Source organism: Pseudomonas sp. OF001, assembly GCF_904426495.1.
Classification (GTDB): Bacteria; Pseudomonadota; Gammaproteobacteria; order Pseudomonadales; family Pseudomonadaceae; genus Geopseudomonas.
Genome location: NZ_CAJGBM010000045.1, coordinates 146886 through 167996, shown reverse-complemented (window position 1 = coordinate 167996; position 21111 = coordinate 146886). Strand labels below are relative to the sequence as shown.

25 protein-coding genes are annotated in these 21111 nt (G+C 69.5%); 11 read left to right on the top strand and 14 right to left on the bottom strand.

The window, feature by feature from the left end:
- Positions 1–240: 240 nt before the first annotated feature.
- The 4 genes from RA210_RS18560 to flgA form a co-directional block, all read right to left on the bottom strand.
- Entirely contained in the window at positions 241–1902 is a 1662-nt protein-coding gene (locus tag RA210_RS18560) for a methyl-accepting chemotaxis protein (RefSeq protein WP_201487596.1), read from the bottom strand.
- A gap of 105 nt (positions 1903–2007) precedes the next feature.
- Positions 2008–2460, bottom strand: coding sequence for a flagella synthesis protein FlgN (locus tag RA210_RS18555; RefSeq protein ID WP_201487595.1), 453 nt, complete (start codon positions 2458–2460; stop codon positions 2008–2010).
- 19 nt (positions 2461–2479) lie between these two features.
- Positions 2480–2761 carry a flagellar biosynthesis anti-sigma factor FlgM gene (gene flgM, locus RA210_RS18550; RefSeq protein ID WP_136490884.1) on the bottom strand — a complete coding sequence of 94 codons (282 nt, stop codon included), beginning with the start codon at positions 2759–2761 and terminating at the stop codon, positions 2480–2482.
- 119 nt (positions 2762–2880) lie between these two features.
- On the bottom strand, positions 2881–3576 hold the full coding sequence (flgA, locus tag RA210_RS18545; RefSeq protein WP_201487594.1) for a flagellar basal body P-ring formation chaperone FlgA: 696 nt from the start codon (positions 3574–3576) through the stop codon (positions 2881–2883).
- Between the two features lie 175 nt (positions 3577–3751).
- On the opposite strand from flgA, the gene flgB reads away from it, so the two are divergent.
- From flgB to flgL, 11 genes are all read left to right on the top strand, one after another.
- Entirely contained in the window at positions 3752–4165 is a 414-nt protein-coding gene (gene flgB / locus RA210_RS18540; protein WP_201487593.1) for a flagellar basal body rod protein FlgB, read from the top strand.
- Positions 4166–4171: 6 nt separating this feature from the next.
- Positions 4172–4579: a flagellar basal body rod protein FlgC gene (flgC, locus tag RA210_RS18535; protein WP_201487592.1), complete on the top strand. Its 408-nt coding sequence runs from the start codon at positions 4172–4174 to the stop codon at positions 4577–4579.
- Positions 4580–4590: 11 nt separating this feature from the next.
- On the top strand, positions 4591–5268 hold the full coding sequence (gene flgD / locus RA210_RS18530) for a flagellar hook assembly protein FlgD (RefSeq protein WP_136490880.1): 678 nt from the start codon (positions 4591–4593) through the stop codon (positions 5266–5268).
- Between the two features lie 62 nt (positions 5269–5330).
- Positions 5331–6518 (top strand): flagellar hook protein FlgE, encoded by a 1188-nt coding sequence (flgE, locus tag RA210_RS18525; protein ID WP_201487591.1) that lies wholly within the window; start codon positions 5331–5333, stop codon positions 6516–6518.
- Positions 6519–6530: 12 nt separating this feature from the next.
- Positions 6531–7286, top strand: coding sequence for a flagellar basal body rod protein FlgF (locus RA210_RS18520; RefSeq protein WP_201487590.1), 756 nt, complete (start codon positions 6531–6533; stop codon positions 7284–7286).
- 35 nt (positions 7287–7321) lie between these two features.
- Positions 7322–8104: a flagellar basal-body rod protein FlgG gene (gene flgG / locus RA210_RS18515; RefSeq protein WP_136490877.1), complete on the top strand. Its 783-nt coding sequence runs from the start codon at positions 7322–7324 to the stop codon at positions 8102–8104.
- On the top strand, positions 8104–8775 hold the full coding sequence (locus RA210_RS18510) for a flagellar basal body L-ring protein FlgH (protein WP_201487589.1): 672 nt from the start codon (positions 8104–8106) through the stop codon (positions 8773–8775). Before flgG ends, RA210_RS18510 begins: the two co-directional genes overlap by 1 nt.
- 16 nt (positions 8776–8791) lie before the next feature.
- Entirely contained in the window at positions 8792–9910 is a 1119-nt protein-coding gene (locus RA210_RS18505; RefSeq protein ID WP_136490875.1) for a flagellar basal body P-ring protein FlgI, read from the top strand.
- Entirely contained in the window at positions 9910–10929 is a 1020-nt protein-coding gene (flgJ, locus tag RA210_RS18500) for a flagellar assembly peptidoglycan hydrolase FlgJ (RefSeq protein WP_201487588.1), read from the top strand. The genes RA210_RS18505 and flgJ overlap by 1 nt, the downstream gene beginning before the upstream one ends.
- A gap of 95 nt (positions 10930–11024) precedes the next feature.
- On the top strand, positions 11025–12653 hold the full coding sequence (gene flgK / locus RA210_RS18495; protein ID WP_136491560.1) for a flagellar hook-associated protein FlgK: 1629 nt from the start codon (positions 11025–11027) through the stop codon (positions 12651–12653).
- 18 nt (positions 12654–12671) lie between these two features.
- Entirely contained in the window at positions 12672–13592 is a 921-nt protein-coding gene (gene flgL / locus RA210_RS18490; RefSeq protein WP_201487587.1) for a flagellar hook-associated protein FlgL, read from the top strand.
- A gap of 22 nt (positions 13593–13614) precedes the next feature.
- On the opposite strand, the gene fliR is transcribed toward flgL, so the two are convergent.
- The 10 genes from fliR to fliI form a co-directional block, all read right to left on the bottom strand.
- The gene (gene fliR / locus RA210_RS18485) at positions 13615–14403 is read right to left on the bottom strand and encodes a flagellar biosynthetic protein FliR (RefSeq protein WP_136491562.1); all 789 of its coding nucleotides are present in this window, start codon (positions 14401–14403) and stop codon (positions 13615–13617) included.
- Between the two features lies 1 nt (position 14404).
- Positions 14405–14674, bottom strand: a complete 270-nt coding sequence (gene fliQ, locus RA210_RS18480; protein ID WP_090347761.1) for a flagellar biosynthesis protein FliQ — start codon at positions 14672–14674, stop codon at positions 14405–14407.
- Between the two features lie 21 nt (positions 14675–14695).
- Positions 14696–15448 (bottom strand): flagellar type III secretion system pore protein FliP, encoded by a 753-nt coding sequence (gene fliP, locus RA210_RS18475; RefSeq protein WP_136491563.1) that lies wholly within the window; start codon positions 15446–15448, stop codon positions 14696–14698.
- Positions 15445–15855, bottom strand: a complete 411-nt coding sequence (fliO, locus tag RA210_RS18470) for a flagellar biosynthetic protein FliO (RefSeq protein ID WP_201487586.1) — start codon at positions 15853–15855, stop codon at positions 15445–15447. The genes fliP and fliO overlap by 4 nt, the downstream gene beginning before the upstream one ends.
- Complete coding sequence (gene fliN / locus RA210_RS18465) at positions 15852–16328, bottom strand: flagellar motor switch protein FliN (protein ID WP_136491565.1); 477 nt, start codon at positions 16326–16328, stop codon at positions 15852–15854. Before fliN ends, fliO begins: the two co-directional genes overlap by 4 nt.
- Positions 16321–17373, bottom strand: a complete 1053-nt coding sequence (gene fliM, locus RA210_RS18460) for a flagellar motor switch protein FliM (protein WP_136491566.1) — start codon at positions 17371–17373, stop codon at positions 16321–16323. Before fliM ends, fliN begins: the two co-directional genes overlap by 8 nt.
- Before the next feature lie 4 nt (positions 17374–17377).
- Positions 17378–17869, bottom strand: coding sequence for a flagellar basal body-associated protein FliL (fliL, locus tag RA210_RS18455; RefSeq protein ID WP_136491567.1), 492 nt, complete (start codon positions 17867–17869; stop codon positions 17378–17380).
- Positions 17870–17987: 118 nt separating this feature from the next.
- The gene (locus RA210_RS18450) at positions 17988–19217 is read right to left on the bottom strand and encodes a flagellar hook-length control protein FliK (RefSeq protein ID WP_201487585.1); all 1230 of its coding nucleotides are present in this window, start codon (positions 19215–19217) and stop codon (positions 17988–17990) included.
- A gap of 8 nt (positions 19218–19225) precedes the next feature.
- Positions 19226–19696, bottom strand: coding sequence for a flagellar export protein FliJ (gene fliJ / locus RA210_RS18445; protein ID WP_136491495.1), 471 nt, complete (start codon positions 19694–19696; stop codon positions 19226–19228).
- Between the two features lie 22 nt (positions 19697–19718).
- Positions 19719–21107: a flagellar protein export ATPase FliI gene (gene fliI, locus RA210_RS18440; RefSeq protein WP_201487584.1), complete on the bottom strand. Its 1389-nt coding sequence runs from the start codon at positions 21105–21107 to the stop codon at positions 19719–19721.
- Positions 21108–21111 lie beyond the last annotated feature (4 nt).

Sequence of the window (21111 nt, the reverse complement as noted above, 5' to 3'; positions counted from 1 at the left end):
AGAACCAAGGTGGCGGCCTCGCGCTTGAACTCTGCGGAGAACGTACGTCGCTGTCTGCTCATCGAACACCTCTCTAATGGCGATGATTTTCGCCTAAATCGGTGTCCGGGATCAGTAGACCACTACACTGAGCTGTTGAAGAAGGATGCGAGGGCCAGTCTGCAGGAAAGCGCGCGTTAGCCGCGGCGCAGGGTGTAGATGAGATTACGGTCCAACCATGGCTGGGTGCGCTCTACCTGCTCAGCAAGTCGCCCACTGAGGCCCGTAGCTCTTGCTTTCCTGCGCCCTGGCGGGGGCGAGGGTATACCCCTGCAGGGCTTCGAGCGTGTGCAGTTCGCCGTGCTCGGCCGCGTCCTCGGTCCTGAAGCTGGCGACCAGTTGCCTCATCTGGCTCGCCTGGTCTTCCAGGGTGGCGACGGCGGCCCGGGATTGTTCGGTCAGGGTGGCGTTCTGCTGGGTGGTGCTGTCCAGCTGGTTGATCGCGGTATTGATCTGGCCGATGCCGGCGCTCTGTTCGCGGGTGGCGCTGGCGATCTCCTGCATCAGCGTCGAGAGCTGGCCGATCGAGACGACGGTTTCACGGATGGTCTGGCCGCTGTGCTCGGCCTGGCGTACGCCATGGCCGATCTTGTCAGCGATTGCCTCGATCAGGTTGCGGATCTCGCTGGCCGAGGCGGCGCTGCGGCTGGCCAGGCTGCGTACCTCGGCGGCCACCACGGCGAAGCCGCGGCCCTGTTCGCCGGCCCGGGCGGCCTCGACCGAGGCGTTGAGGGCGAGGATGTTGGTCTGGAAGGCGATGGAGTCGATGACCTGGATGATGTCGTTGATCTTCTGCGAGCTGGACGCCAGTTCCTGCATGAGACGGATGCTCTGCTCGACGTCCCGGCCGCCGCTTTGTGCCGTGGCGGCGGCCGTCGCGGCCAGGCGGCTGGCCTGCTCGGTGGACTCGCTGTTCTGCTGCACCAGGGCGGTGATCTGCTCCATGCTCGAGGCCGTCTGCTGCAGGGCGGCCACCTGCTCGTCGGTGCGCGCGGCCAGCTCCTGGCTGCCGAGGAGGACCTCGTGGGCGCTGGCGAATACCTGGTCGCTGTTGTCATGCAGCGAGGCGACCAGATCCGAGAGTTTGCGGTTGGTTTCGCCCATGGCTTCGAGCAGCTGGCCGGTCTCGTCGTGGGTGTTGCCGTGGATGGCCTGGGTCAGGTCGCCCTCGGCGACCCGGCGGGTGGCCTCCAGGGCGCTGCGCAGCGGGGCGATGATGCCGTGGCTGATGCGCACGGCCATGATCCCGGCGATCAGCACGGCGAGGGCGGCAAAGGCCAGCAGGCCGGCCAGGGCATTGCGGTGCTGCTGTTCGATCCTGTCGTCGGCGCTGGCCGCCAGCCGTTGCGCGGCCTGGGCGATGGCGATGGCCTGCTGGTCCAGTTGCTGGATCTCGTCGTTGAACTGGCCGAAGACCATGTCGGCGATGGCCGGATCGCTGATCTCGCCGGCGGCGATCCGCTCATAGACGCCGCTGAAGCCGAAGTGATAGGCGTCCAGCAGGATGGCCGACTGGCTGTACAGCTCGCCCAGACTGCTGTCGGGTGCCAGGCCGACGCCCTGCTGCAGGGTCGCGGTCAGCTCCTGGTGGGTGGCGTCCCACTGCTGCTTGTAGTTCTGCACCGCCTGCGGGTTGCTGACGTTGAGGAACAGGCTCTTCTCGATGCGGCGTCCCTCGAGGGTCAGGCGGCGCACTTCGGCGGCGTTCTGCAGGAGCGCCATGTCGACATGCAGCAGTTCGTTGGCGGTGCGCTTCTGGGTGGCCAGCCCCTGTACGCCAACGACGGTGGCGGCGACCAGCAGGAGGACGATGCCGCCGAATGCCAGGTGCAGGCGGGCGGCGATGTTGAGACGGGAGAGCATGCAAGTTACCGGATCACAAGTGATGTCGGATTGATATCACTTGAATGTTGCGCTTCTGTGACTGCGCTGGTCCGGAATCTGCTGGGGGTGGCGCGGCGGTGTGATTCAGGCGCGGGAGGCGAGGGCGCCGTGCCGCCCATGGCGGGACTGGCCGTCCGGGCCGTAGAGTCCGCTGCCGCCAGCCTCGCGAAGGAAGTTGAGCATGCGCTGGTTCTGCTCCAGGCGCGCGCGGATGCCGTCGCCATTGCGACGGTTGAGCTGCTGTGCCCGGCTGGCCTGGACGAGCAGCTGCTGCCAGCTGTCGAGGCAGCCGGCGTCGGCGGCGGCGCGTGCCGCTCCCTGGCGATCGTCGCCATAGCCGAGGCGGAGCTGGGCGTGCCGGCGTTGCGCCTCCAGCTGTTCGAGCGTGTCCAGCAGCGCCTGTTTGCCGGCGGCCAGTTCGCTCAGGCGCTGGCCGTCCACCTGGCCCTGGGCCAGGGCGCGCTGCTCGTCTTCGAGCAGGAGGATGAACTGCGCCAGGGTGGCGGATTGGCGGGCGAGATGCTTGGCCAGGCTCATGCGGGCTCCGGAATACGGGTCAGTTCTGCTCGAGCTGTTCGCGCACGCTGGCGATCAGGCCATCGGCGATGCGCTCGGCATCGATTTCCAGGCGACCCTCGCGGATGGCCTGGCGCAGTTCGGCGACGCGCGCCAGGTCGATATCCTCGCTGCCCGAGCGGTTGTCGGACGTGCTGAGGTGGGTCACCGTGGATGGTGACTGGTCCGCTGACGCCGCCTGGGCGCGCTGGGCGTGGGTTGCCGGCTCCTTGCCCGAGGTGGCAAGCGGGCGAGCCGGTGGCTGTGAGCTGTCGATCTTCACGGGAAACCTCCCTTGCGTGGTGCCTGTCTTCACTATCGGCCCGCGGCGGGCCGACTTGAGTGCCCGGTTCGCGGGAAAGTGCGCTCCGTGTCGCAGATTATGCGCCTGGAGCGAGCGGGTTAGAAATCGACCGTCAGCAGATTGCGGCTGTGCACGCGGGCGCGCAGGACGGCGCCGGTCTCGGTGCGGATGCGGATCTCGTCGCCCTGGCCGCCGCTGTCCAGGGCGGTGCCCTCGCGGCTGGCCACGAAACCGCCGGCGCGCGCCTCGACCCGGACGCGGGCGCCGCGCTCGACCAGCGGCACGCTGCGCAGGGCGTTGACCGGCAGCGGGCTGCCCTTGCCCAGCGCCCGGGTCAGCTCGCGGCCGATGACCTGCTCGGCGTCCAGCGCGGCATGCCGCGGCAGGCGGCCGAGGTCGCCCTGCTGCAGTTCGAGCAGCTCGGCGGTGACCACTTCGCCGGCCGCCAGCGCCCGGCGGGCGACGGGGTAGGCGGCGTGGATCGTGATCGTCGCCTGCCGGTAGCGGGTGGCGCCGTCGCCGCAGCGTACGCCGACGGCGACGCGGCCCAGCAGGCGCTGGGTGGGCTGGGGCAGGAAGGGTTGCGGCTGGGCGCAGGGCGGCAGGTGCGCGGCGACGGACGCCACCGCCACGGTCACCTGGCGATCCGGACGGGCGGCTTCGCGGCGGAGGAAATCATGGATCGCGACAGCCACCGGGTCGCTTTCCGCGGCTGATGGCGCACCGGTCAGCAGCAGGGCGAGCAGCCCGGCGAGGCCGGTCAGGCCGCGCGAAAGGAGGAAGGGACGCGGCATGGCGGCGCCTCGAGGTAAGCGGGAGGGCCAGATTCTAGGCAGGCCGGCCGGCAGCCAAGACGGAAATTGAACGGTAAATACCGGCCTGTTCGCACCTTTGCGCTGACGGCCGCCCCCCTATTCTGTGTCCTGAACAACTTTCCCTTGTGCGCCGAGTGGCGCGGAGGACGTCCGCATGATCGACAAGCTCGACGGTGCGCTGCGCATGCACCAGCTGGCGCTGGGCTTGCGTGCCGAGCGTCAGCAGGTGCTGGCCAACAACATCGCCAATGCCGATACGCCTAACTTCAAGGCGCGGGACTTCGATTTTGCCGCGGAGCTGGCCAGGGCCGCCCAGGCGCAGCCGGCTGCCGGCCCCCAGGCGCTGAGAACCACCGATGCCCGTCACCTGAGCGGCCGCCTCGGCGGTCTGGCCAGCGAGCGCGAGCTGCTCTACCGCATTCCCGGCCAGCCCAGCATGGACGGCAACACGGTGGACATGGATCTCGAGCGCGGCGAGTTCGTCGACAACGCGATGCGCTACCAGGTCAGCCTGACCCTGATGAACAGCCGCATCCAGGGGCTGAAGACCGCCCTGCAGCCCGAGTAAGCCGCCATGACCATGTTCAACATCTTCAGCATTTCCAGTTCCGCGCTCAGCGCGCAGTCCCAGCGCATGAACGTCACCGCCAGCAACCTGGCCAATGCCGACAGCGTCAGCGGACCGGATGGCCAGGCCTACCGCGCCAAGCAGGTGATCTTCGAGGCGCAGGGGGGCGACAGCCAGGGCGTCGGCGGAGTGAAGGTGGCGCAGGTGATCGAGGACGATGCGCCGATGCGCATGGAATACCGCCCGGGGCACCCGCTGGCGGACGAGCGGGGCTACGTGACCCTGCCGAACGTCGAGCCGGTCAACGAGATGGTCAACATGATCTCCGCCTCGCGCTCCTACCAGGCCAACGTCGAGGTGATGAGCACCAGCAAGCAGCTGATGCTCAAGACCCTGACCCTGGGCGACAGCTGAGGAGCGCCGGCATGAGCAACACCATCGACAGCTCGGTCATCAGCTCGATCAACGGCGGCGGCAGTTCGGCCGGCGTCAGCGAGCAGAAGAAGGCCGACGACCTGCGCTCGAACTTCATGACCCTGCTGGTCACCCAGCTGCAGAACCAGGATCCGCTCAAGCCGATGGAGAACGCGGAGATGACCTCGCAGCTGGCGCAGGTCAACACCCTGAGCGGCATCGAGGAACTCAACGAGACCCTCAAGGGCATCACCGGGCAGATCGATGCCGGGCAGACCCTGCAGGCCTCGGCGCTGATCGGCCGCGGCGTGCTGGTGCCGGGCGACCGCGTGCTGGTCGGCAGCGGCGAGACCACCCCGTTCGGTGTCGAACTCGGCCGCGCAGCCGATCAGGTCAAGGTCAGCATCTACGACGGCGCCGGCCAGCTGGTGCGCCAGTTCGACCTCGGCGCCCTGTCGGCGGGGGTCGAGTCGTTCGTCTGGGACGGCACCCTCAATGACGGCAGCGTGGCGCCGGATGGCGCCTACCGGGTGGCCGTCGAGGCCCTCGCCGACGAGCAGGCCCAGCCGGCCACCGTGCTCACCTATGCCCGGGTCGGTGGCGTGAGCAGCGGCGCCAGCGGTCCGCAGATCGACCTCGGCGCCACCCTGGGGCGGGTCGGTCTGCAGGACATCCGCCAGATCCTCTAACCACCTTTTCATCGTTGCATTCGCGCAGCTGGCGGTCAGCCACTGCGCCAGGGAGTCAAGCAATGGGCTTTTCGCAGGCACTCAGCGGTCTCAACGCGGCATCCAAGAACCTCGACGTGATGGGCAACAACATCGCCAACTCGCAGACCATCGGCTACAAGAGCGCGAGCATGCAGTTCGCCGATGTGTACGCCGGGGCCAAGGTCGGTCTGGGCGTCAGCGTCGCCGGGGTGCAGCAGAACTTCAAGGACGGCAACCTGGAAGCCACCGGGCGCAACCTCGACCTGGCGATCAGTGGCGGCGGCTTCCTGCGCTTCGACATGGGCGAGCAGATCGTCTATGCGCGCAACGGCCAGCTGACCATGACTCCGGATGGCTACCTGGAGAACGCCCAGGGTGGCCGCCTGACCGGCTACCCGGGGGCGGCCGGCAACGGCGGCCAGCTGCAGCAGCTGAACATCTCCGCGGCCGGCCTGCCGGCCAAGGCGACCGGCGAGATCAAGGCCACCCTGAACCTGGACGCCACCCTGCCGAGCCTGGACCCGGCGGCCTTCGATCCGCTCAAGTCCAGCACCTATTCCTACGCCAACGGCGCCACCGTGTTCGACTCCCAGGGCACGCCGCAGACGCTGACCCTGTACTTCATCAAGACCGACAACAATGCATGGGATATCAAGATATCCCGCGCGACCGAGGCAGGGCAGGAGTTCTCCGGCGACGAGCTTCAGCTGTCGTTCGACAGCAATGGTCTGCTGGCCGAAGGCTACGAGCCTGGCACCATCAACTTCGCCTTGACCAACGGTGCCAACGACATGAGCTTCAAGCTCAACGTCACCGGCAGCACCCAGTTCGCCAACGAGTTCGAGCTCGGCAGCCTCAACCAGGACGGCTACACCTCCGGCAGCCTGGTGGGCATCAGCGTCGACAAGAAGGGCCAGGTCATCGGCAACTACTCCAACGAGCGGACCCAGGTGCTGGGCACCATCGGCATGGCCAACTTCCGCAACCCGGAGGGCCTGACCCCGGTCGGTGGCGGCTGGGTGGAGACCAGCGATTCCGGCCAGGCGCTGATCGGCGAGGCCGGTACCGGCCTGTTCGGCGACATCGAGGCCGGCGTGGTGGAAACCTCCAACGTCGATCTGACCAAGGAGCTGGTGGCGCTGATCATTGCCCAGCGCAACTTCCAGGCCAACGCCCAGACCATCAAGCTGCAGGACGAAGTGCTGCAGCAGGCAGTCAGCCTGCGCTGACCGGACTGAGCCATGGATCGCATCCTCTATACCGCGATGAGCGGGGCGCGCTTCACCCTCGAGCAGCAGGCGGCGGTCAGCCACAACCTGGCCAACGCCGCCACTCCGGGCTTCCGCGGCCAGCTGATGGCCATGCAGGCGGTGCCCGTGGAGGGCGCCGGCCTGGCCACCCGCACGCTGACCGTGGCCAGCACGCCGGTGGCCGATTTCAGCGCGGGGCCGGTATCCAGCACCGGGCGCGAGCTGGATGTCGCCCTGCGCGGCGACGCCTGGCTGGCGGTGCAGGCGCCCGATGGCAGCGAGGCCTACACCCGGCGCGGCGATCTGCAGATGGATGCCACCGGCATGGTCAGCGTTCTCGGCCGCCCGGTGATCGGCGAGGGCGGCCCGCTGATCGTGCCGCTGGGCAGCACCCTGAGCATGGGCGTCGACGGCACCATCAGCGCGATCGGCGAAGGCCAGGGGCCAGAGAGCATCGCCGAGGTCGGTCGCCTCAAGCTGGTTGCCGCCGCCCCGGGCAGCCTGGTGCGTGGCGAGGACGGCCTGTTCCGCAGCCAGCCGGACGCCAACGGCGTCGGCGCCACTCTGCCGGCCGACGACAACCAGCGGCTGACCCCCGGCGCCCTGGAGGGCAGCAACGTCAGCCCCACCGAGGCGATGGTGGCGATGATCGACAACGCCCGCCGCTACGACATGCAGATGAAGGTGATCGGCAGCGCCGACGAGAACGCCCAGCGCGCCAACAGCCTGCTGTCGCTGCAGGGCTGAGGCCCTGGCGACCCACCCAATCCCGAGGAATTCCGATGATCAGATCGCTGTGGACGGCCAAGACCGGCCTGGAATCGCAACAGGTCCAGCTGGACGTGATCGCCAACAACCTGGCCAACGTCAGCACCAATGGCTTCAAGCGCTCGCGCGCGGTGTTCGAGGACCTGCTGTACCAGAACCTGCGCCAGCCCGGCGCCAGCAGCACCGCGCAGACCAGTCTGCCGTCCGGCCTGCAGATCGGCACCGGCGTGCGCCCGGTGGCCACCGAGCGCATCCACAGCCAGGGCAGCCTGCAGAACACCGAGAACTCGCGGGATCTGGCGATCAACGGCAACGGCTTCTTCCAGGTGCTGCGCAGCGACGGCACCACCGCCTATACCCGTGACGGCAGCTTCCAGATCGACCGCGACGGCCAGCTGGTCACCGCCAGCGGCTACCCGCTGCAGCCGAGCATCACCATCCCCGACAACGCCCTGTCGGTGACGGTGGCCCAGGACGGCATCGTCTCGATCACCGAGCCGGGCAGCACCCAGAGTCGCCAGGTGGGCCAGCTGACTCTGGCTACCTTCATCAACCCGCCGGGGCTGCAGAGCATCGGCGAGAACCTCTACCTGGAAACCGACAGCTCCGGGGCGCCCAACGAGAACGTGCCCGGCCTGAACGGCACCGGTGTGCTCTACCAGGGCTACGTGGAGACTTCCAACGTCAACGTGGTGGAGGAGATGGTCAGCATGATCCAGACCCAGCGCGCCTACGAGATCAACAGCAAGGCCGTGGAGACCTCCGACGAGATGCTGGCGCGGCTGGCCCAGCTGTGATGCGCACCTCCCGCGCGACCGCTGCCGTCCTGCTGGCCGCGCTGCTGGCCGGCGGCTGCGCCCAGCTGCCGCGGCCTTCGGTGGTCGGCGAGCAGGAGCGGGTGCAGATTCCCGAGCGCCCGCTGCCGCAGGCCAATGGTTCGATCTACCAGTCGCGCCAGGGCTTCCAGCCGCTGTTCGAGGACCGCCGCCCGCGCATGGTCGGCGACATCCTCACCGTGGTGCTCAACGAGCAGGTCAGCGCCAGCAAGAATGCCGCCGCCAACGCCAGTCGCAACGGTTCGGCCAGCCTGACCCCGATCACCGTGCCCGACAAGCTCAGCAAGCTGTCCGAGTGGGCGACGGAGCTCGAGGGGGAAAACGTGTTCGCCGGCAGTGGCGGCGCCAAGGCCAACAACTCCTTCAACGGCACCATCACCGTGTCGGTGCTGGAGGTGATGGCCAACGGCAACCTGCGCGTGCGCGGCGAGAAGCAGATCGCCATCAACCAGGGCACCGAGTTCATCCGCTTCTCCGGGGTGGTCAATCCGCGCGCCATCACCGTGCAGAACACCGTGCCTTCGACCCAGGTGGCCGATGCGCGCATCGAGTACGTCGGCGACGGCTACATCAACGAGGCCCAGACCATGGGCTGGCTGCAGCGCTTCTTCCTCAACATCTCGCCGTTCTGATGGGGCCGCGACCGCCATGCGACTGAATATCCCGCTTCCCGCCCGCCTGCTGATGCTGCTGCTCGTGCTCTGCGCCGCCGGCAGCGCCCGCGCCGAGCGGTTGCGCGACCTGGCCGAATTCTCCGGGGTGCGCAGCAACGCCCTGGTCGGCTACGGCCTGGTGGTGGGCCTGGACGGCTCGGGCGACCAGACCATGCAGGCGCCGTTCACCGGACAGAGCCTGACCAACATGCTGTCGCAGCTGGGCATCACCGTGCCGCCGGGCACCAACATGCAGCTGCGCAACATCGCCGCGGTGATGGTTACTGCCGACCTGCCGGCCTTCGCCCGGCCCGGCCAGCACCTCGACGTGGTGGTGTCCTCGGTGGGCAATGCGCGCAGCCTGCGCGGCGGTACTCTGCTGATGACCCCGCTCAAGGGCATCGACGGCGAGGTCTACGCCCTGGCCCAGGGCAACCTGCTGGTCGGCGGCGCCGGCGCCGAATCCGGCGGCAGCAGCGTGCAAATCAACCAGCAGGCCGGCGGACGGATCGCCCGCGGCGCCACCGTCGAACGCCAGGTGCCGCTGCAGCTGGGCAACGAACGCGGCCTGCTCGAGCTGCAGCTCAAGCAGCCCGACTTCGGCACCGCCCAGCGCCTGGTCAGCACCATCAACGCCAGCTTCGGGCGCACCGTGGCCAGCGCGCAGGATGCCGGACTGATCCTCCTCGACGCGCCGCGCGACCCCAACGGCCGGGTCAACTTCATGGCCCGTCTGGAGGGCCTCGACATCCTGCCGGTCGAAGCGCCGGCCAGGGTCATCATCAACTCGCGCAGCGGCGCCGTGGTGCTCAACGGCAGTGTCACCCTGCACAACGCCGCGGTGGCTCACGGCAACCTGTCGGTGGTGATCGAGAACCAGCCCAGGGTCAGCCAGCCGGCGCCGTTCAGCGAAGGCGAGACCGTGGTGGTGCCGGACTCGAAGATCACCGTCGAGCAGCAGGGCACCGGGCTGCGCATGGTGGCGCCGAGCACCAACCTGCTCGACGTGGTCAAGGCGCTGAATGCCCTGGGCGCCACTCCGCAGGACCTGATGTCGATTCTCGAGGCGCTCAAGGCGGCCGGTGCGCTGCGCGCCGAACTGGAGATCATCTGATGAGCGTCAACGATCTGAGCGGCCAGTTCGCCCTCGACCTGCAGGGCCTGCAGCGCCTCAGGCAGAGCGCCCGCCAGGACCCGGCCGCGGGCCTCGGCGAGGCCAGCCGCCAGTTCGAGGCGGTGCTCCTGCAGATGATGCTGAAGAGCATGCGCGAAGCCGGCCCTCAATCCGGTCTGCTCGACAGCCAGCAGAGCCGCCTGTACACGGAAATGCTCGACCAGCAATGGGCGCAGACCCTCGCCGGCCAGGGTCTCGGCCTGGCCGAGCAGATCGCCGGGCAGCTGCGCAGCCAGGCGGGCATCGCCGCACCGGCGCACGATGCCGGACTGATCGCCGGCATTCCCCGCGGCACGCCGCGGCCGCTGTACGGTGCGCTGCAGCTGGAGCCGGCCGCCGCCGCGCCGGCGGGTGCCGCGGCGGCCGAGCGGCCGCTGGCGCGGCTCGAAACCGTCTCCCGCCCGTCGCCGGTGGCGCAGCGCAGCCTCGCGGCTGCCGAGATCGGGCAGCCGGAACAGGCCCGCGGCGAAGGCGGCGGGCATGTCGCGACCTTCGTCGCCCGCCTGCACGAGCCGGCACGCGCAGCCAGCCGCGCCAGCGGCGTGCCGGCCGAGCTGATCCTCGCCCAGGCGGCGCTGGAGACCGGCTGGGGCCGCCACGAGATCGCCACGGCCAGCGGCGGCAACAGCCACAACCTGTTCGGCATCAAGGCCGGCGGCAACTGGCAGGGGCCGACCACCGAAGTGCGTACCACCGAGTACATCGACGGTCGGCCGGTCAGCCGCATCGAGCGTTTCCGCGTCTACGAGTCCTTCGAGGCGGCCTTCACCGACTACGCCCGGCTGATCGGCGACAACCCGCGTTACGCCGGGGTGGTCGAGGCGCCCGACGCGGCCCAGGCGGCGCGTGCACTGCAGCGTGGCGGCTACGCCACCGACCCGGCCTACGCCGACAAGCTGATCGCGGTCATGGCGACCATCGCACCCTTCGATCCGGCCCGCCAGGTGGCGCAGCTCTGACCGGCGGGCGCCCTCGTGGCAGGAACTTGGCAAGGCGACTCAAGATCAGCGCGGCGCGGCCGATATCCCGAGCAAGGTTCAACAGGAACGGCTTCATGAGCATCTTTTCCATCGGCGTCAGCGGCCTGCAGACCGCGCAGACGGTGCTGGCCACCACCAGCAACAACATCAGCAACGTCTACACCCCGGGCTACAACCGCCAGCTGGCCCAGGTCGGCGAGCACTTCGCCGGAGGCGGCGTCGAGGTGGTGAACGTCGAGCGCCAGTTCAACCAGTTCGTCGCCAACCAGCTCAACCGCAGCAACGGCGTGGCCGGTGCGCTGAGCAGCTACCACTCCCAGGTCAGCCAGATCGACACCCTGCTGGCCGACCGCGAGGCCGGCCTGGCGCCGCTGATGAGCAGCTTCTTCTCCGCCCTGGAGGACGTGGTGGCCTCGCCGGCCGATCCGGCCGCCCGTCAGGGCGTGCTGGGCGCCGCGCAGACCCTGACCGGGCAGTTCCGCGCGTTCGAGGGCTACCTGAGCGACATGCAGACCAGCATCAACGGCCAGCTCAAGGATCAGGTCACCCAGATCAACAACACCGCCGGCCAGGTCGCCAACCTCAACCGCGAGATCGCCCTGGCCAGGGCCAAGACCGGCGAGGTGCCCAACGGCCTGCTCAACATGCGCGACCAGCTGGTCGCCGAGCTGAGCCAGCGCATCGACGCCCGGCTGACCGTCCAGGATGGCGGCAGCTACAACCTGACCCTCGGCAACGGCCTGAGCCTGGTCAGCGGCACCAACAGCTTCAAGCTCGAGGCCATGCGTTCCTCCGAGGATGCCAGCCGCTTCGTGGTCGGCTACCGCGATCCGGGCGGCAACCTGGTGGAGTTTCCCGACACCACCTTCCAGGACGGCGAGCTGGGCGGCCTGATGACCTTCCGCCGCGAGACCCTCGACCGCACCCAGGGCCAGCTCGGCCAACTGGCGGTATCCCTGGCGGTGGCCTTCAACCAGCAGCATGCCCAGGGCGTCGATCTCTACGGCGCGGCCGGCGGCGACTTCTTCACCATCGGTGCGCCGGTCAGCTTCAGCAACACCGGCAACCGCGGCGACGCCGTGCTCAGCGCCAGCTACGATCCGGCCGCGCTGGGCAGCCTCACCGCCAGCGACTACGACGTCAGCTGGAGCACGGCCGGCGGCTACAGCGTGGTGCGCCGCGACATCGGCACGGCGGTCGAGGCCAACTTCGACAGCGCCAACGGCACCCTGAGCTTCGGCGGCATGAGCGTGCAGATCAGCGGCACTCCGGCCGAGGGCGACCGCTTCCTGATCCAGCCGACCCGCGCCGCGGCGGCGCGCCTGGGCAACAACCTGACCGATCCGGCGCGCATCGCCGCCGGCCAGCCGGCAGGCGGCAGCGGCTCCGGCGACAACCGCAACGCCCTGCAGCTGCAGGCGCTGCAGACGCGCAGCGTGGTGGGCGGCCAGGCCACCCTGAGCCAGGGCTACGCGGCCATCGTCAGCGACATCGGCAACCGCACCAGCATCGCTGCGGCCAACCTCGACGCCCAGCAGGGCCTCAGCGAGCAGCTCAGCGCCCTGCAGCAGGCCGACTCGGGGGTCAACCTCGACGAGGAGGCCGCCAACCTGATCCGCTACCAGCAGTACTACCAGGCCAACGCCAAGGTCATCGAGATCGGCGCGACCGTTCTCGACACCCTGCTCGGCATCCGGGCCTGACCGACGGAGTAACGCGCGATGCGCATCAGCACCACCACCATGTACGAGCAGAGCCTCTCTGCGCTCAACCGCCAGCAGGGCGAGTTCCTCAAGACCGGCCTGCAGCTGTCCAGCGGCCGCCGTGTGGTCAACCCCTCCGACGATCCGCAGGCCGCCTCGCTGGCGGTGGGCGTCGAGCAGGCCAAGGCGGTCGACGAGCAGTACGCCAACGCCCGGGTCAGCGCGCGCAACAGCCTGTCCCAGGAGGAGAGCGTGCTCAGCAGCACCGCCGACTTCATCGTCCGTGCGCGCACCCTGCTGGTCCAGGCCGGCAACGGCACCCTCGGCGATGCCGACCGCAACGCCATCGCCCAGGAGCTCAACGGCATCTACCAGGGGCTGGTCGGCCAGGCCAACTCCCGGGACGGCAACGGCCGCTATCTGTTCGGCGGCCATCAGGACGGCACTCCGCCGTTCGTGCAGGATGCCGACGGGCGGGTCAGCTACGTCGGCGACGAGGGCGTCAAGGCCCAGCACGTCGACTCGGCACGGATGATGCCCAGCACCGACAACGGCCGCGCGATCTTCGCCAGCGCCGAGGATGCCGACCTGTTCGGCGCGCTCAAGGACATGATCGACGTGCTGTCCACCCCGGTGCAGGACGACGCCGGCCGCGCCAGCCTGCAGACGACCCTGGCCAAGGCCGGCGCCGCGCTGGACAAGGGTTTCGACAACGTGCTGTCGGTGCGCTCCACGGTGGGCGCCCGCCTCAACGAGCTGGACGTGCTCGACGTGGTCGGCAGCAACCGCATGCTCAACTACGAGCAGGTGCTCTCCGACCGTCTCGATCTCGACTACAACAAGGCGATTTCCGAGTACACCCTGCGCCAGGTCGGCCTGCAGGCAGCGCAGAAGGCCTTCATCGACGTGCAGAAGCTGTCGCTGTTCCAGCAGATCTGATGGCCGGCGCTGGCGGACCCGTTCAGTTCGCCAGCGCCAGACTCGCCACCAGCTGGCGCAGGAACAGCAGGGCGTCGCCGAACAGCATCTCGAGGAAGCGCCCCAGGTCGTTCATCAGCACCATCAGCAGCACCAGGCCCACCAGCATGGTCAGCGGGAAGCCGATCGAGAACACGGTCAGCTGCGGCGAGGCGCGGTTGAGGATGCCCATCGCCAGGTTGATGGTCAGCAGCGCCGCCACCAGCGGCAGGGCCAGCAGCAGCCCGGAGGCGAAGATCACCCCGGCATGGCGGACGAGAATCTCGCCGGCGGCGAGATCCAGCGCCTGGCCGATCGGCAGGCTGGTGAAGCTGCCGGCGAGGATTTCCAGCACCAGCAGATGACCGTCCAGCGCCAGGAACATCAGCAGGCTGAGCATGTACAGCAGCCGCGAGAGGATCATGGTGTTGGTGCCGGTGTCCGGGGCGAAGAAGCTGGCGAAGCCCAGGCCCATCTGCAGGCCGATGATCTCGCCGGCGGCCTGCACCACGGCGAAGGTCACCCGCATGGTCAGGCCGATGGCGATGCCGATCAGCGTCTGCTCGAGAACGATGCCTAGGCTCGTCCAGGATACCAGCGGCACCGCCGGCAGCGGCGGCAGGGTCGGCCCGAGCAGCACCGCGAGCAGCACGGCCAGGCCGATCTTCGCCCGCATCGGGATGCTGGAATGGCCCCACAGCGGCGAGGCAGCGAGGAAGGCGCTCAGGCGCACGAACGGCCAGAAGAAGGCGGTCAGCCACTGCTGCAGCTGGGCGAAGTCGACCTCGACCATCTCAGCCGAGCATCAGCGGGATGTTGCCGAACAGCTCGCGGGTGAAGTCGACGATCAGCTTGATCATCCAGGGGCCGGCCAGCACCAGCACGGTGAACACCGCGAGGATCTTGGGGATGAACGACAGGGTCATCTCGTTGATCTGGGTGGCGGCCTGGAACAGGCTGATCAACAGGCCCACCAGCAGCGCGGTGAGCAGCAGCGGGCCGGCCATGAACAGGGTGACGCGCATGCCCTGGTAGGCGAGGTCCATGACCGATTCGGGTGTCATCGCGGTGCCTCCGAGGGCGGATCAGGTATAGAAGCTCTGCGCCAGCGAGCCGATCAACAGCTGCCAGCCGTCCACCAGCACGAACAGCATCAGCTTGAACGGCAGCGAAATGGTCGCCGGCGGCACCATCATCATGCCGAGGGCCATCAGCACGCTGGCCACCACGAGGTCGATGATCAGGAATGGGATGAAGATGGTGAAGCCGATCTGGAAGGCGGTCTTCAGCTCGCTGGTGACGAACGCCGGCAGCAGCACGCGCATCGGCACCTGCTCCGGCCCCTGGATGTCGCCGACCTGGGCCAGGCGGGCGAACAGCGCCAGGTCGGTCTCGCGGGTCTGGCCGAGCATGAACTCGCGAAACGGCTGGCTGCCGGTGGCGATGAACTGCTCGAAGTTGATCTCGTCGCGGGAGAACGGCTGCCAGGCCTGTTCGTGCACCTTGGTCAGCACCGGCGACATGACGAAGAAGGTGAGGAACAGCGCCAGGCCGACCAGCACCTGGTTGGGCGGCGTCGACGGCGTGCCGAGCGCGGTGCGCAGCAGGCCGAGGACGATGATGATGCGGGTGAAGCCGGTCATCATCAGCAGCATGGCCGGCAGGAAGGCCATCGAGCTGAGCAGCAGCAGGCTCTGCAGGCTCAGCGACCACTGCTGGCTGCCGTCGGCCAGCGGCTTGCTGATCACCCCGGGCAGGCCGGTTTCGGCCAGGGCCAGGCCCGGCAGCAGGAGCAGCGCCAGCAGGGCCGGCAGGTGGCGACGCAGCGGACGGATCATGGCTGGCGCGCCGCTGCGCCGCCCAGGTTGTGCTTGAGCGCCTGGGCCAGGCGCGCGGCGAAGTTGCCGGCGGGCACGGCCGCGCCGGGCTGCGCGCTGGCGGCTGGCGGTGCCGGCAGCTCGTGCAGCTTGCTGATCTGCCCAGGGGTGACGCCGAGCACCAGCCAGGTTCCTTCGACCTCGACGATCACCACCCGCTCGCGCTGGCCCAGCGCGGTGCTGCCGCGCACCCTGAGCGGCTGGCCGGGCAGCTGCTGGCCGGCATTGAGGCGCCGCAGCAGCCAGCTGCACAGCAGGATCAGGCCGATCACCAGCAGCAGGGCGAGGCCGGTCTTGCCCAGCGCGGCCATGCCGAGCAGGGCGTCGCCGCTGCCGGCGGCCTGCTCGGCGGGAGCGAGGCTGCTCATCGGTTGAGCTTCTGCACGCGTTCGGATGGAGTGATGATCTCGGTGATGCGGATGCCGTACTTGTCCTCCACCACCACCACCTCGCCCTGGGCGATCAGGTAGCCGTTGATCAGGATGTCCATCGGCTCGCCGGCCAGGCCGTCCAGCTCGATCACCGAGCCCTGGGCCAGTTCGAGCAGCTGCTTGATGGTGATGCGCGTGCGGCCGAGCTCGACGCTGAGCTTGACCGGGATGTCCATGATCATCTCCAGGTCGCGCATGCCGGTGCTGCCGGGCCCCTTGTCCAGCGGCTTGAACACGCTTTCCCCGGCGCTCTTCACGCTGGCGGCCGGCGGCGTGGCGGCGGCCTGTTCGGCGAAGGCGGCGGCCCAGGGATCGTCCTCGATGGCCGGCGCAGCGGTGGTCTGCTCGGCCATGGCGCTGGCCCAGTCGGCGTCGAGGCCGGATTGCTCGGGGGAGTTCGGATCAGTCATGGTTGGATTCCTTGGCCGCAGGCACGGCGCCCTTGGCGAACAGATCGGCGGAAGCCTTGGCTGAGGGCGGCGTGTGGTCGACCAGGCGGGTGACCCGCAGGGCACGCAGGCCGTTCTGGCTGCCGTATTCGCAGTGCATCACCGGCACGCCGTCGACCCGGGCGCTGACCTGCTCGGGCAGCTCGATGGGCAGCACGTCGCCGATCTTCAGCGCCATGATCCGCGCGATGCTGGTGGGGATCTCGACGAAGTCGGCGATCAGCTCCACCTGCGACTGGCGGATCTCGCCGGCAATGCGCTGGCTCCACTGGCGATCCTCGGCGGGATTGCTGTCGGTCAGCGGCCCGTTGAGCAGGTCGCGCAGCGGCTCGATCATGGAGTAGGGGATGCAGATGTTGAAGTCGCTGGCCAGGTTGCCGACTTCCAGGTGGAAGGTGGTGTTCACCACGATCTCGTTGGGCGAGCTGGTGATGTTGGCGAACTTGACCTGCATCTCCGAGCGCAGGAAGTCGATTTCCAGCGGATAGACCGCGCGCCAGGCGTCGGTGTAGGCCTCCAGCGCCAGCCCCAGCAGACGGCGGATGATGCGCTGCTCGGTGTTGGTGAACTCGCGGCCCTCGTTCTTGGTGAGGAAGCGGCCATCGCCGCCGAACAGGTTGTCGACCACCATGAACACCAGGCTCGGCGGGAACACCACCAGCGCGGTGCCGCGCAGCGGCTTCATGGCGATCAGGTTGAGGTTGGTCGGCACCGGCACGTTGCGGGCGAACTCGCTGTAGCTCTGGTAGCGCACGCTGTCCACGGTGATGTCGGCGCTGCGCCGGATCAGGTTGAACAGCGCCATGCGGAAGCGCCGGGCGAAACGCTCGTTGATGATCTCCAGGGCCGGCAGGCGGCCGCGGATCACCCGCCGCTGGGTGGCCGGATCGTAGGGGCGCACGCGTAGCTGGACGGCGCTCTCGCTGTCCTGGGACTCGTCCTCGCCGGTGACGCCCTTGAGCAGGGCGTCGATCTCTTCCTGCGAGAGCAGATCGTTCTGGGCCATGGCGCTACTGCACGATGAAGTCGGAGAACAGCACGCCGTCGATCGCCAGCGGCGGCTGCGGGCTGGTCAGCGGGGTGCCGAACAGGGCGAGGATCTGCGCGGTCAGGGCGTCCTTGCCGGCCGGGGTTACCAGCTCGGCGGCCTTCTGGCTGGCCATCAGCATCAGCAGGCGGCTGCGTACCTCGGGCATGTGCTCCTTGAGCAGGGCCTCGGTGGCCTTGTCGCCGACCTTCAGCGACAGGCCGATGTACAGCAGGCGCTGCTCGCCCGGCTCGGCCTGCAGGTTGACGGTGAACGGGCTGATCGGCACGAACAGCGGCGTCGGCGACTTGACCGGCTCGCTGGGCGCGGCCTCGGCGCCGCCCGTCAGGCCGCTCAGCTTGCCGCTGCCCATCAGGAAGTAGATGCCTGCCGCACTGCCGCCCGAGCAGAGCAGGATCAGCAGGACGATCACCAGCCAGGGAGTGGATTTGCCGGTGGATTCGGGGTTGGCCATTGGGTGTGCGCTCGAGGGACGGATTACAGGGTGACGAGTATGGCGGCGGCGGACGGGGCTCGATGGGCCGAAAAAGCCAGCCAATCGAGCCTATCTTCAGGCTTTGCCGTCAGCCGGCTCAGGCGTACAGGTCGACCTGGCCGAGCAGGGCTCGCTGCGCTGCCTGCACGCGCGGCTCGTCGCCGCCGTCGGCCACGGCGGCAGTGCCGGCGCTCTGGCGATTGCCCGCGCCGCTGCCGGCCTGCTGGTCGCCCTGCGGCTGGTGCTGCGCGCCCACCGAGGTTTCGCCCAGGCTGATGCCCTGGGCCGCCAGGGCCTCGCGCAGCTGCGGGATGGCCTGTTCTACGGCGGCGCGCACCTGCGGATGGGCGGAGAGGAACTGCGCCTGGGCGCCCAGCTCGCCGAGCCTGAGGCTGACCGACAGCGGTCCCAGCTCGCTGGGGTGCAGGTGCAGCTCGATCTGCTGTTCGCCGCGTTGGTGCAGGCCGATCAGCTGCAGGCCGAGATCCTGCTGCCATTCGCGGCTGGCCAGCGGGGCGCCGAGGGTGACCGGCGCAGCGGGGCCCGACGCGGCGGCGCCCGGCGCTGCCGATGGCGTGGACTGTGCCTGGGCTGCGCCGGGCGCCGTCAGGCCGAACAGCTGGCCGTCGCTTGCCGGGGCATCGCCGGTGGCGGCCAGGCTGGCGAAGGCTTCGGGTTGGGCTTGCTCGCTGCCGGCGGCCGCGGTGCTCGCGGTCGTGGCGGCTGGCGGCGCCGGCTGCGCCAGCGGGGCCCCGCCGCTTGCGCTGGCCCGGGCGGGGCGGTCGAGCAGGCTGGGCACGCTCTCGCTGGCGGTGGCCGCGGCCGGGCTGCCTGTCGGCGCCGGCCCAGTTCCGGCCAGTGGCCAGCCGGCCTGGGCCGGCTGGGGGGCGAAGGCCGCCGCCGTCTCGGTCGGCAGCTGGCCGGCCTGCTCGATCAGTGCCAGGCGCCGGCGGATCTCGTCGAGGGCATCGACAGCCTGCTCCGTGCGGGCGGCCAGCTCCTCCGTGGCGACATCCGGCGTGGCCGCCGCCAGCGGCTGGCCGGCGGGCAGGGGGAGCAGGACGCTGTTGTCCGGCAGGGGAGCTGGCTGCAGCAGGTCTGCCGTCGGGCTGGCGGCCGCTGCCCGGGGTGGCGCTGCCTCAGTGGGCGACCGCTCTGCGCCGGTGCCGCTGGCCGGATCCGCCGCGCTGGCGCCGGGGGCGGCCGGAGCGCTGCCCGCCGCCTGCTGCAGATGGCGGGCGAAGCTGTCTTCGCCGGCGGCCGGTTTCTGGCCGCTGCGTGTCCGGGCGGCGGCGAGGTTGCCGGCGCCGATGATGCTGATGTCCATGGGGCTGCTCACCGGCCGCTGCCGGAAGTGGAGGTGAAGGCGCTGCCGCGCAGGCGCAGCTGGGCGCTCAGCTCGTCGGTGATGCGCTGCTGGCTGCGGCTGTCGCGCAGCTGCTCGGCCTGGGCGCGCCGGTCGACCAGGGTGTGGTAGGAGTTCAGCTTGCGCTGCTGCTCCAGCCACTGCTGCTGGCGCTGGCTGACCTGACGCTGCTGCTCGTTCAGGCTCAGGCGGGCGCGGTCGATGGCATTGTCCAGGGTGCCGAGGAAGGCCTGGTAGTTGAGCAGGCTGGCCGGCTCCATGCCTTCCTGCATGGCCTGCTGCAGGCCGCGGGCGTATTCCTGGCGGTAGTGCTGCAGGGTGTCCAGCTGCCCCTGCGCCTGCTGCTGGCTGCGCCGCGCGCCGGCCAGCTGGCGGCCGGCGTTGTCGACGGCCTCGCGGGTCAGCTCGATCAGGGTGTCGAGTGCGGATGAGCGGGACATGCCGGATCACCTCTCCATCAGGTCAGGCCCCGGAGACCAGGGCGGAAAGTTGCTGCAGGGTTTCCGCGATGCCGGCGCGTTCGTCGATGCGCTGCTGGAGGAAGCGCTCCAGACGCGGATACAGGTTGACCGCGTGATCGAGCTGCGGGTCGTGGCCGGCCACGTAGGCGCCGACGCTGATCAGGTCGCGGTTGCGCTGGTAGCGCGACAGCGCCTGCTTGAACTGCTGGGCGCGGCGGCGCTGGCCGTCGTCGACGATGGCGGTCATCGCCCGGCTGATCGACGCCTCGATGTCGATGGCCGGATAGTGGCCGCTCTCGGCCAGCTGGCGCGAGAGTACCACGTGGCCGTCGAGGATCGCCCGCGCCGAGTCGGCGATCGGGTCCTGCTGGTCGTCGCCTTCGCTGAGCACGGTATAGAAGGCGGTGATCGAGCCGCCGCCGCGCGGGCCGTTGCCGGTCTTCTCCACCAGCCGGGGCAGCTTGGCGAACACCGAGGGCGGGTAGCCCTTGGTCGCCGGCGGCTCGCCGATGGCCAGGGCGATCTCGCGCTGGGCCATGGCGTAGCGGGTCAGCGAGTCCATGATCAGCAGCACGTCGCGGCCCTGGTCGCGGAAGTCCTCGGCCAGGCGGGTGGCGTAGGCGGCGCCCTGCAGGCGCTTGAGCGGCGAGGTGTCGGCCGGCGCGGCGACCACCACGGCGCGGCGGCGGCCTTCCGGGCCGAGGATGTTGTCGATGAAGTCCTGCACCTCGCGGCCGCGTTCGCCGATCAGGCCGACCACGATCACGTCGGCGCGGGTGAAGCGCGCCATCATGCCGAGCAGCACCGACTTGCCGACGCCGGAGCCGGCGAACAGGCCCATGCGCTGGCCGCGGCCGACGCTGAGCAGGCCGTTGATGGCGCGGATGCCGACGTCGATCTGCTCCTCGATGGGCGCGCGGTTGAGCGGGTTGATCGGTTCGGTGGCCAGCGGCGCGTAGTGGCAGTCCTCCGGCAGCGGCAGTCCGTCCAGCGGCTGGCCGCCTCCGTCGAGCACCCGGCCGAGCAGCGCGCTGCCCAGCGGGAAGCGCCGCGCGCTCTCGCGCTCGCCGGCGCTGTCGGCGAGGGGGAACACCCGTGCGCCGGGCAGCAGGCCGCTGATCTCCTCCAGTGGCATGAGGAACAGCTTCTCGCCGGCGAAGCCGACCACCTCGGCCTCGGCGCAGCTGGGCTGCTGCCGGGCAGCGCCGCGCGGCGACAGCTCGATGCGGCACACGCCGCCCAGCGGCACCTGCAGGCCGGTGGCTTCCAGCACCATACCGGTGGCGCGGATCACCCGGCCGCTGGCGCTGTAGCGCGGCGTCGCGGCGATGCGCCGGCCGACGCTGGCCAGGGTCTGCTGCCAGTGCTGCTGATGCGGATTGGCCTGCATGGGC